Source organism: Micromonospora sp. NPDC023737, assembly GCF_040639715.1.
Taxonomy (GTDB): domain Bacteria; phylum Actinomycetota; class Actinomycetes; order Mycobacteriales; family Micromonosporaceae; genus Micromonospora.
Window position 1 is genome coordinate 16,463 of the sequence record NZ_JBFAAL010000021.1, and the last position, 10,834, is coordinate 27,296.

A 10,834-nucleotide genomic window follows, 5' to 3' on the forward strand; every position below is an offset into this window, starting at 1 on the left:
GCAACGGCGGCAACACAACCGCAAAGACCTCCGTGTCGCGCAGGGGTGTTCACCACCAGCGGCGCCTGACCTTGATCTCGCGTAGGGGTATTTCGGAGGGGTGTAGGGGGCGTTCGACGACGGGGCGAATCGTGTGGGGTGTGATGCGGTCGCGTTCGTGTTCCTCGGCGAAGCGGGCGGCCTGGTCGTGTTCGCCGAGATTGTCCAGGGCCTTGAGGAGATCGGTTATCAGGATGTCGAGGCGGAGGGTTTCGGCTTCGGCGGCGAGGAACCGCTCGTGGTGGGTGACTGCCCGGTGGCCGCACCACTGGCGTAGGAGTTCGTGACGGGGTCGGTCGTGGCGGCGGTACCAGTCGTACTCCCATTCCGGTGTCGTCGATCGGCTGTCGCGGCCGACGCGGTGCTCATCGCCGAACTTGCATTTGTGGCGGGACTGGGCTTCCTGCTCGATGACGAGGTCGAGGACCTGGGTCGGATGAGCGCGGCATGCGGCCGCGACCAGTTGAAGGGTGCCGGCCGGTGACAGGATAGTCCGGCCGTCGTGGTCGAACCATTGGGCCGAGGCGAGGATGTCGTCGACCGGGCCGCCGATGATCTCGCAAAGCCGGGCCCTGTCTCGGATGTCGGTGGCGCATGACACCGGGGACCAGAGCAGTTCGGCTACGTCATCGCTGATCAAGAGGCCGAAGATCTCCTCGACGCAGGCCTCCTCGGTACGATCGAGGCTCAGATCGTCGATGCGTTGCCAGTTCGCCATCAGCGCGTCGAAGGTCCCGACCTCGCTCCACGGCACCCGCAGCCGCGACCCGGGGACCTTCTCCACCCGTTCGTCGGGGTCGTCGAGGAATCCGATCTCGACGCGGGCGCTGGTCTTCTTCGGCTCGACGGCCAGGATGCGGACGCGTTCGGACCGTGCGTGGTCCGACTGCCGGTACGCCCATTCGTCACCGACGGTGAAGCGGGAGGGGTCGATTCTCATCCAGCCGTCCTTCGGGTAAGCGTCACTTGTTGCGTGGTACCGGGTCGTGCTGGCAATTCGCGCCGCGATGCGGCAGGTCCCGGCGCAGCTCGTGCGCATCCGGCCGGAGTGTGGTGGCGGTTGAGGTGTCGACGCACTTCAGGCGCCGCGGTCGAGCAGCCCGTGGTGCCAGGATTCGGCCTGTCGGCGGATGCCGGCGTGGGCCTGCCGGTCGTGATCAGGGCGGTGCTCCTTGCGTGGTCCGTGAGGGCTCCAGCCACCGAGGAACGGGCGCAGGTCGTCGGGTCCGGGTTCGTGGTTGTAGTCGATGTCGGCCAGCCCGCGGGGACTGCGGTCGGGGTCCATCCGATCGGCGGCGGCCCTGCCCCACGCGACCCAGCAGGCGAGGTACCCGCCGGCGCCGGTCCGCCCCTCGGCCGCTTGTTCAAGGGCGGTGCAAAACGCGCGGATATCAGCTGCGGTGGTCCACGCCTGGTAGGCGTTGCGGAAGGTCTCCGTGCGGATCTTTTCGGCGGCCCGGACGCGGGCGTCGGCCATCGCGGCGTGCCATTGCGCGAGGGTGGCCTCCTCCTGCCGTCTGCGCTCGGCCGCTGCTTCCTCCTGCCGCCGCCGGTGCTCGGCCGCGGCCTTCTCCCGCGCGGCTTCGGCTGCCCGCCGTTGCTGTTCGTCGGCGGTGACACCAGCCTCGAACCCTTGGATGATCACCGCGAGGCGCTGCGAGCAGCCGGGCGCTTCGCCGCGACGGCCCAGGTGCTACTGAGCCCCGCCCAGTTGGAGCGGATCGCCCGGGTGACCTGCGACGCGGAGCTGTTGGTCCCGCTGGTCGATCAGCTCGGGAGCGCCATCTCGACTGACCAGATCCTCGCCGTCCTCGCGTACCTCGGGCGCGGGTACGCCGATCTGAGCACCTCTGGCGCAACACCGACCTTTCCGAACGACTCCCATCACTTCCAGGTCCTCACCCGGCTCAAGCAGGAGGAACATCTGTCGAGAGTGACCCGGCACCGGACCAAATCCCAGATCAGCGTCACGGTCGCCTGAGAATCGGCCCCCAAACCTCGTCGCGTGCGCCGGCCAACCATGCTGCCGCATCTCATGCGCCAGCAACGGCGTGGCAGGAGCCCCCCGATGACGAACCCCGATGACGGAGTCTCTACGCGAGTTTGCACAGCGCCACCTCTGCCGATCTTGGCTGTTTGGGCTGGTAGGGGGTCTTGTCGCGGATGCAGGCCCAGAGGACGTTGAGGCGTTGTCTGGACAGGGCGGCGGTGGCTTGACGGTGAGTTTTTCCTTCGGCTCTCTTCTTGTCGTAGTAGGCGCGGGATCGTGGGCAGTGGGTCAGGGCGGTGAAGCTGGACATGCTGAACACCCGGCGTAGGCCCCGGTGGTAGCGGTGGGGCCGAATCTGGTGGCCCTGTCTGCGGCCGGAGTCCCGGGAGATCGGCGCGAGTCCGGCGGCGAGCGACGCGGCGCTGGGGTAGGTGGTGAGGGTGCCGGCGTGGGCGAGGAACTCGGCGGCGAGGGTGGTGCCGATACCCGGAAGACTCGTAACGATTTCCCCCAACTCGTGGTCGGCGACGATGCCAGCGATGGTTTCCTCGATGGCGGTGATCCGGTCGTTGACCGCTTCGAGATCGGCGGCCATCTGCGCCACGATCCCGGCCGCGGTGGCCTCTCCGGCGACGGCGACGGTCTGCGTCCGGGCGGCGGTGAGGACCTTGGCGGCCAGTGTCCTGGCGGCCCGCACGCCGTGCTGGCGTAGATAGTCCAGGATGCGGGCCTCGCCGGCGCGGCGCAGTCCGGCGGGTGTCTGCCACTGCGCGAGGAGCCGGAGCGCGCCCTTGCTGCGCAGGTTGAGCGTCTTCTCCAGGGCGGGGCTGATCATGGTCAAGAGGTCTTGGAGGCGGGCGGTGATGCGGACCCGGTCGGCGACCAGGTCGAGGCGGCGGGAGACGAGCAGCTTCAGCTGCTGCTGCACCCCGTCCGCGAGGGTGAGGGCCGGTAGATCGCCGCGCATGCGCAGGGTCTGGGCGATGACGTAGGCGTCGTGGGCGTCGGTCTTGCGTTCGCCGTGGAACGCCTCCGCCATCCGCGAGGTGACCGTGCCGCTGACGTAGCGCACGTCCACGCCCCGGTCGAACAGGACCGCCAGCAACAGCGACGCCGGTCCGCCGCGCAGGTCGACGGCCCAGCGGATCGGCTTACGGCGTTTGCCGAGCCGTCCGGCGATGCCGGAGATGGCCTGCTGGTCGTTGGGGATCTTCTCGGACATCACCACGGTGCCGTCGTCGTCGATGACGCACACGTGGTGGTGGGTCTTGCCGACGTCGACGCCGGCCCACAGGCTGCCCATCGGGGCATCACCCTCTTCGCTCGTACTGGTCAAGGGGGCGTGGACCCGCCGCGGTTCAGTAGCCACAACTTCGGAAGGGCGATCGGTCGCAAGTCTCCATCCAGTGCTGATACAGCGGTCGTCAGCGAGGGCCGGGGCGTCCTACTCCAAACTGGCCATGACATCGGCAGCACACACCCAGACGGTCACCCGACCCTCCGGGTCCACACGGCAAACGACACGGTTCGATGTACGGTTGCGGGTCCCGACGGACACCCGGAGTCCAAGCCGCTGCTATCAGGGGCGTCGCGCCGGAACGCCGAGCTGTCCACGATCTTGCGCGCCTCGGTGATGGTCACCGGGGCGGCGAACCATGCCGTCAGGTTTCGAGGCCTGCGAGGTTGAGGCGTTCGAGCAGGCTGGGCTTGCGGGCGTGCGCCGCCCGTAGCTCGGCCAGCCGGTGTTGGAACGACGGACTGTCCCCGTCGCGTTCGCTGAGATCGTGCAGGTCGACGAGGAGTTGAACGGCGGTGTCGTATTCGCGGGGTTTCTTCGTGGCGATGAGTTCGTCGACCCGTTGCCAGGCGGCGGATTGGTCGACTGCGAGGGTGTCGAGGTGTCGTTGCCGGGCGGCTGCGGCGGACCGCTCCCGGCGGATCCGGTTGCGTTCACGCTGCTCGGCGTCCCGTCGTTCCCGCACGGCGCGCAACTCCGCGGCGGTGGCGAGCAGTTCCCCGGCGGTGCGGGCGACTGCGGGGGTGGGCTTGTCAGTGCGGTGTGCGTCGCGGTAGCGGCGCAGCAGTCGGCTGCGCAGGTGGCTGTCGCCGCCGGTGATCAGGTCGGTCAGGATGGCGTCCTTGTCCCGAGCGGGCAGCCCGACGACCCAGCTGCGTAGTTGCGCAGCGGTCGGTTCACCGGAGGCGGCCGGCGCCGATCCGGCCGCCGCAGCCGCGATCAGGTGAGGGTCGATGCGCAGGAACTCAGCTACGGCGGTGAGCGCCGCGTCGAGGGTGTCCAGCCCGGCGGGGACGCGCGGTTCGGGCTCGTCGTCGGCGACGTCCTCGGACTGTACGCAGCGGAGCCAGGCCAGGTAGAGCAGGCGCAGGTCTCCGGCGGCGAGGCGGGCCCGGACCAGGATGATGGAGCTGAGTAGACCGTGGCCGTCGAGGTCCCACTCGTCGGTGCCGTCCTCGTCCTCGTCATGCAGGTCGATGATGACGTGCTTGCCGGCGGTCCACGCGGACGCGCTGTCACCCTGGCAGTACTGGGCGACGGTTGCGGGGTCGAGCACGTGTTTCGGTAGCCGCAGCATGAGCTGGCGGGTGCCCCAGTTCGCCAGGTACAGGTGCGCGTCGAAGTACCGTTCCATCAGCTTTCGCGGGTCGCCCTTGAAGTTGCCCCACTCGTAGGTGTTCACGAAGCTGGTGGCGGTGATGTCGGCCCGGGTCGACAGCGACCGCAGCTCGGCCCGCTCCCGGGCAGTGAGGGCTCGGTCGACGGCGGTGAACTCGTAGTACTGGTACTCGCTCACTGCCGGCCTACCTTCCGGCCCAGTGCCGGTAGGCGTCGATCCACCCGGCACCGTCCGGCGCGGGGGTGGGCAGCGGCAGGTCGAGTAGGTCGATCCTCTGCCGGTGGTGGCCGCGGGTGCAGAGCGCGACGATGGTGTCCGCGGTCAGGTCGACCTTCCGCACGGTGACCTCGACGCCGAGGACGGTGGTGGTGAACGGCACCGCCAGATGCTCCTCGAGCATGCTGAACAGGCCGGCGAGCTGCTCGTCGTCGCCGTACGCGTCGACAGTGGCTTCCCCGATCATCGCCTCCAGCGCGGCGGTCCCCTTCGATGCCATCGGCGGAGAATAGCGGACCGGTGTCAGGGTGTTCGGAGCCTGATGCGCGAGGATGGTCGGCATGGGTTCGGTGGCCGAGTTCGTCGATCTTCGGCGGGAGGTGGAGCGGTTACGGGCGGAGAACGCCCGGCTGGCACGTCTGCTGGAGCTGCGTGGCCAGGGCACGTCTGCGGCGCCGGAGCAGTTGTCCGCGCCGGTTGAGCCGCCGGGGCTGGTCACCATGGCTTCGCCGACTCGGGACAAGCTGATGTTGTTCGCCGACCGGTTCCGGGCCCGGGCCGACGTGTACGCCGTGCGGTGGGACAACGTCCGTACCGGCGCTGCCGGGTGGATGCCTGCGGTCGCCGGCGGTTGGCGTAAGGGGATGGACCGGCGGGGTGCCACCTACCTGCCCCGCACGACGGAGGTCGTCGCGGCGCATCTGGTCGGCGACGTGTTCATGGGCCTGTACCCGCTGATGCCCGGCAACACCTGTCACTTCGTCGTGGCCGACTTCGACGGGCCGACGGCGATGCTCGATGCCCTCGCGTACGTGAAGGCGGCACGGGCCAGCGCGGTGCCGGCCGCGTTGGAGATCTCCCAGTCAGGCCGCGGCGCCCATGTGTGGGTCTTCTTCACCGGCGCTGTTGCCGCGGCCACCGCACGGGCCGTCGGCACCGTCCTTCTGCGTGAGGCCATGGTGCTGCGCGGATCGATGGACCTGCGCTCGTACGACCGGTTGTTTCCCAACCAGGACGTGCTGCCCGAGGGTGGCTTCGGCAACCTCATCGCCGCACCGCTGCAGGGCCGCCGCCGCAAGGACGGGCTGACCACCTTCCTGGACCTCGGCACGCTCGAGCCATACGCCGACCAGTGGGCGTTCCTGTCGACGCTGGACCGTCTCAGCCCTGGCGACGCCGAAAGGATCGCCCGGCAGGCCAAGCAAGCCGTCACCGGTGCCGACGTCGCCACGATGAGCCGATCCGCCGCGACCCAGGTCCATCCTCCGCTACCTCCGGTGGTCCACGCGGAGGCCGGTGCCGGGCTGAGCGTCGACGCCGGGCAGCTCACCCCCGCCGCACTGGCGACGTTCAAGCACACCGCCGCCATGGCCAACCCGAAATTCTACGAACTTCAGCGACTGCGCAAGTCGACCTGGGACACCCCACGTTTTATCCAGGGCTACGACCTGACCCTCAATGACCGCCTGGTCCTCCCGCGGGGCCTGCGGCACACCATCGCCGCCATCGTCGAACACGCCGGGTCGCGGCTGGCCGTCACGGACGCCCGGAACTCCGGGACCGAGATCGACACTGCGTTCACCGCCGAACTCACCAGCAGGCAGGCCGACGCGGTCGGCGCGCTTCTCGCCCACGACGACGGGATCTTGGTCGCCCCACCCGGCTCTGGCAAGACCGTCATGGCCTGCGCGGTGATCGCCGAGCGCAACACCTCCACCCTGGTCCTCGTCGACCGCAAGGCTCTCGCCGACCAGTGGCGCACCCGCATCCAACAGTTCCTCGGCATCAAGCCCGGTCAACTCGGCGGCGGCCGACGCAAGCTCACCGGCACCGTGGACATCGCGCTGCTGCCCTCCCTCGCGCGACACGACGACGTCGCCGCCCTGACTCAGGGGTACGGGCACGTCATCGTCGACGAATGCCACCACCTCGGCGCCGCAGCCTACGAGCACTCGGTCAAACGGATCGCCGCGCAGTTCTGGCTCGGCCTGACCGCCACACCCACGCGACGCGACGGCCTCGAACAACTCGTCGGTTGGCAACTCGGATCCGTCCGGCACACCCTGACCGACGAGGAACAAGGCACCCTCGCAGCCGCGATGCACACCGACACCGGCCCCCGTCGAGCTCTGATCATCCACGAGACCACCTTCCAACCCGGCGACGTCGACCTGGACGCGCCCGGCGCGCTCGCCGAGGTGCACCGAAGGCTGGCCCTCGACGAGCCCCGCAACACCCAGATCGCCGACGATGTCGCCGTAGCCCTCAAACGCGGTCGCAACTGTCTCGTCCTGACCCGACGGGTCGCCCAAGTCGAAGCCCTCACCGCTGTGCTCGCCGCACGAGGACATCAGGCGCTCGTGCTTCAAGGCGCGATGAGCAGCCGCGAACGGCGGACCATCGTTGACCGGCTCGACGGGGCCCATTCCGGTGACGGCCTGCTCGTCATCGGCACCACACCGTTCATCGGTGAAGGCTTCGACGCCCCCGCCCTCGACACCCTTTTCCTCGCCGGCCCGATCTCCTACGACGGTCTACTCGTCCAATGCGCCGGCCGCGTCATCCGCGCCGCGCCCGGCAAGGACCTCGCCGAGGTCCACGACTACCACGACCCGGCCACCCCCATCCTCGCCGCCTCACTCCCACGCCGCATGCCCGGATACCGGACACTCGGCTTCACCCGGGCATGAACGCACCGCACAGGGGTCTGCCGTGCCCCACGGAGGAGTCAACGCGTGGGAGACTGGCACGGTGGTGAGCGTCCTGGAGCGTGAGGTCTTCTCGGAGGCGGAGGCTGCCCGGCTGCTGCAGGTGGCGCAGTCGACGCTGCACTACTGGCTGGAGGGCGACGAGCGTAAGGGGCGCCGCCACAAGCCCGTGCTACGCACGGAGCCGCGCGGCGGCCGTTCGGTCACGTGGGCCGAGTTCGTCGAGGCCGGGCTGTTGCGGGAATACCGACGCACCCACCGGGTGCCGATGGTCGAGTTGCGGGCGTTCATCGACCTGCTCCGCGAGCAGTTCGGGGTGCCCTACCCGCTGGCCGACCGCCGGCCCTACGTCGCCGGCAAGAAACTAGTGCTGGAAGCGCAGGCCGAGGCCGGCCTAGACCCGGACTACTGTCTCGTTGCCGCGGTCGGGAACCAGTTGCTACTCACTCCTCCGTCGGCGGCGTTCGTCGAGCGAGTCACCTGGGACGGCGATGTCGCCGCCGGCTGGCGACCTGACCCCAACCCCAAGTCACCGGTGCGTATCCTCCCTGATGTCCGATTCGGTCGACCGTCGATCAAGGGGATCAGCACCGAGGTGCTCTGGGAGCAGGACGAAGCAGGGCTGGACGTCGAGGAGATCGCCGAGACGTACCAACTCGACGTGCCTGACGTGCGGTGGGCGCTGGCGTACGAGAACTCCCAACGCGCGGCGTGAGCAGGATCAAGCCTGCCGAGGTCCGGTTCTACATCGATGCCGACCTCCTCGGCCTCGCGCGCGTCCTCGCCGGACTCCGCTCCGACATCACCTACCCCGGCGACCCCGGCACGGTCATCCACAAACGCCAACGCGCTGCATGCCCCATCGCCTCGCCCGCAGTGAAGGACTCGGAGTGGATCCCTCAGGTTGCGGGCCGCGGCTGGCTGATCATCACCCGGGACCGCCACATCCAGGAACACCGACTGGAAATAGCCGCCGTGCGAGAGCACCGGGCCAAGATGGTTGCCCTCACAGCCGCTGACGCGGGAAGCGTCTTCGGCCAGTTGGAGGTCGTGATGAGCCGCTGGCGCGATATCGAGCGCTGCCTCGCCGAGCCGCCACCCTTCATCTACGCAGCCACCCGAACCACAATGCGGCAGATCCCGCTGACCTGACGCGGTCATGAACTGATCATCTGGTTCACACGCCAACCGTCGCAGCAGCGACTTGAATGGCGGTGTGCAGGTCAACAAGGACGGGCGGGACTGGCGCCTCGGCGCCGCCGCCGACGTGAGCTGGATCGCCGGGCACACTACTGCCGGCGTCTCGATTACCACCGCCATCCCGCCGATCTTCGACGCCTACGCCACCACCTACCAGGCCAACGACATCACCTCCGCCGCCTACGAGCACGCCCTCATCGAAGACCTCACCACGCGCACGCCCGACCAGCCCTGGTGGCTGGCCTACCTCGACACCGGCGCCCACGACATCGTCTTCCCCCACGCCCCCAGGGTGTTCCTCTACTGGAACTGGCCCTACGTGCTGGTCCAGGCCGGCCCCGAGCAAGCCCTCACCTGGCGCACCGGCGGGCACATCCGCCACCCCCACGGAGCGCTACCCGACCTGTTCTTCCCCGCCGACCGGTCATGGCTGGTCTCCGCGCTCTGGGACGACACCTGGACCTGCATCGGCGGCCCGGCACCACTTATCCACACCCTGGAACATGACCCGGTGGCCAATGCCCGCCAGGTCCGACTCAACGAGGACGCATTGCCGCCGGGGCTGGTCCGCGAGTGACGCCCCACGTCCCGGCGCAGCGGTCAGCCTCCGATCGTGGCTAACGCCTCCACTTCTCGGCGGGACGGCAGTCGCTGGTCGGTTTGCCGTAGATCCGCTTGCCGTCCGGGCCGGCGTAGCAGTGCTCGAGTTGGTCTTCGGCCTGGAACAGCGGACGCCTGTCGATCTCCGTCCCGTGGGCGTCGTAGCTGACCAGTTCGGGGTCGTTGCCGGCCTTGAGTCGGGCATCGCTGGTCATCAGGCCGAATGCTCCCCCGGAGAGGCGAGCTGTTGTACTGCGCCCGTCGCCGTGGTCGAGTACGAGCCGGTCGACGCGGCTGCTGACCCGGCCGCTGACGCTGATGTCCCCGCCGTCGTGCTCGGTGGAGGTCAGCAGCAGCCGCTGCACCGGCCCGGGCAGCCACTCACCGTGCGGCCACGGCTCGGTGGCGCCACCACCGGACTCCCGGGGCGTTCCCGCCCCCTCCACGTCACAGGTGGCGTAGCCGACGTCGTTCATGAACAACACCAACGCGCGGTCACCCCGCTCCGTCGCCACTGCCAGGTCGGCCAGGGATACCGGAACGGGTCGCTCTTCCGGGTCTTGGCGGGTCTGCCGCTGCGGGGAGTTCCACTGCAGGCACCGCTCGGTCGCGTTCCGCAGCGTCGGTGACAGCTCCCCGGCCCCCGTGGCCAGCACCTGCACGGTCGATGGGTTCGGCCGGCCCCACATCACCGCCGCGGCCCCGGACGCCACGGTCAGCAGCGCCGCCACAGCCACGGCGATCCTCAGTCGTGGCGTACGCGCGGGAGGCGGGCTCGCGACGCCGAGGAGCCGGGCACGCATCGCGTGCGCCGCCTCCGGTGGCAGGTCCCGCTCCGCGGGCAGGTCGAGAATGTCGTTCACCGCTTCCCCTCCTGGATCTCCTCCGGCATCAAACGGGCCAGGCGGCTGCGCGCACGACTCACCCTCGACCGCACCGCCACCTCGCTGATGCCCAACACGGCTGCCGCGTCCGGGTACGACACGCCGGACCACAGGCACAACGCCACCGCCTCCCGATCGGCCGGCGACAACCCGCGGACCACCGAGAGGACCTCGGTCATCCGCCTTTCGTCGTCGAGCCGCGCAGAGACGTCCTCGGCGAGGTCACCATCGGCGTACCGCTCCGCCGGTAGACGCCGGAGCAGCGCCAGCCACCGGCGCGCCGACCGCCACTCGGAGCGGGCCGTGTTCGTGGCGACGACCAGCAGCCACGGCAGCGCCGATCCGTCCACGAGTCGGGCGTCGTGCCGGCGGCGCCACGCGACGAGGAACGTCGCCTGGGTGACGTCCTCGGCCGTGGACCACGACCCGGTCAGCCGGAACGCGTGGTTGTAGACCGGACGGGAGTACCGGTCGAAGAGCCGACCGAACGCCAACTCGTCACCGGCGGCGATCGAGGACCACAGCTCCTCGTCCGACGGCCGTACCTGATGCCTCACACCA

12 protein-coding genes are annotated in these 10,834 nt (G+C 69.4%); 5 read left to right on the forward strand and 7 right to left on the reverse strand.

The window, feature by feature from the left end; translation table 11 throughout:
* Positions 1-49 precede the first annotated feature (49 nt).
* The gene (locus tag AB0F98_RS28625) at positions 50-1,078 is read right to left on the reverse strand and encodes a hypothetical protein (protein ID WP_357741601.1); all 1,029 of its coding nucleotides are present in this window, start codon (positions 1,076-1,078) and stop codon (positions 50-52) included.
* A 39-nt stretch (positions 1,079-1,117) separates the two neighbouring features.
* Complete coding sequence (locus tag AB0F98_RS28630) at positions 1,118-1,684, reverse strand: hypothetical protein (RefSeq protein WP_357741604.1); 567 nt, start codon at positions 1,682-1,684, stop codon at positions 1,118-1,120.
* Here AB0F98_RS28630 and AB0F98_RS28635 point away from each other — a divergent pair.
* Positions 1,673-2,020, forward strand: a complete 348-nt coding sequence (locus AB0F98_RS28635; protein ID WP_357741607.1) for a hypothetical protein — start codon at positions 1,673-1,675, stop codon at positions 2,018-2,020. The genes AB0F98_RS28630 and AB0F98_RS28635 overlap by 12 nt on opposite strands.
* A gap of 112 nt (positions 2,021-2,132) precedes the next feature.
* Here AB0F98_RS28635 and AB0F98_RS28640 read toward each other — a convergent pair whose 3' ends face one another.
* From AB0F98_RS28640 to AB0F98_RS28650, 3 genes are all read right to left on the reverse strand, one after another.
* The gene (locus tag AB0F98_RS28640) at positions 2,133-3,332 is read right to left on the reverse strand and encodes an IS110 family transposase (protein WP_357741610.1); all 1,200 of its coding nucleotides are present in this window, start codon (positions 3,330-3,332) and stop codon (positions 2,133-2,135) included.
* Between the two features lie 358 nt (positions 3,333-3,690).
* Positions 3,691-4,842 (reverse strand): hypothetical protein, encoded by a 1,152-nt coding sequence (locus tag AB0F98_RS28645; protein WP_357741613.1) that lies wholly within the window; start codon positions 4,840-4,842, stop codon positions 3,691-3,693.
* A gap of 7 nt (positions 4,843-4,849) precedes the next feature.
* A complete protein-coding gene (locus tag AB0F98_RS28650; RefSeq protein ID WP_357741616.1) occupies positions 4,850-5,161 on the reverse strand; it encodes a hypothetical protein in 312 nt (103 codons plus the stop codon).
* 61 nt (positions 5,162-5,222) lie between these two features.
* On the opposite strand from AB0F98_RS28650, the gene AB0F98_RS28655 reads away from it, so the two are divergent.
* The 4 genes from AB0F98_RS28655 (at position 5,223) to AB0F98_RS28670 (ending at position 9,366) form a co-directional block, all read left to right on the forward strand.
* Complete coding sequence (locus AB0F98_RS28655) at positions 5,223-7,571, forward strand: DEAD/DEAH box helicase family protein (protein ID WP_357741619.1); 2,349 nt, start codon at positions 5,223-5,225, stop codon at positions 7,569-7,571.
* Between the two features lie 61 nt (positions 7,572-7,632).
* On the forward strand, positions 7,633-8,304 hold the full coding sequence (locus tag AB0F98_RS28660) for a DUF433 domain-containing protein (RefSeq protein ID WP_357741622.1): 672 nt from the start codon (positions 7,633-7,635) through the stop codon (positions 8,302-8,304).
* Positions 8,301-8,741: a hypothetical protein gene (locus AB0F98_RS28665; protein ID WP_357741625.1), complete on the forward strand. Its 441-nt coding sequence runs from the start codon at positions 8,301-8,303 to the stop codon at positions 8,739-8,741. The genes AB0F98_RS28660 and AB0F98_RS28665 overlap by 4 nt, the downstream gene beginning before the upstream one ends.
* 64 nt (positions 8,742-8,805) lie before the next feature.
* Positions 8,806-9,366, forward strand: a complete 561-nt coding sequence (locus AB0F98_RS28670) for a hypothetical protein (protein WP_357741628.1) — start codon at positions 8,806-8,808, stop codon at positions 9,364-9,366.
* 40 nt (positions 9,367-9,406) lie between these two features.
* Here the strand turns inward: AB0F98_RS28670 and AB0F98_RS28675 are convergent, their stop codons facing one another.
* Entirely contained in the window at positions 9,407-10,252 is an 846-nt protein-coding gene (locus tag AB0F98_RS28675; protein ID WP_357741631.1) for a hypothetical protein, read from the reverse strand.
* Positions 10,249-10,830: an RNA polymerase sigma factor gene (locus AB0F98_RS28680; RefSeq protein ID WP_357741634.1), complete on the reverse strand. Its 582-nt coding sequence runs from the start codon at positions 10,828-10,830 to the stop codon at positions 10,249-10,251. Before AB0F98_RS28680 ends, AB0F98_RS28675 begins: the two co-directional genes overlap by 4 nt.
* Positions 10,831-10,834 lie beyond the last annotated feature (4 nt).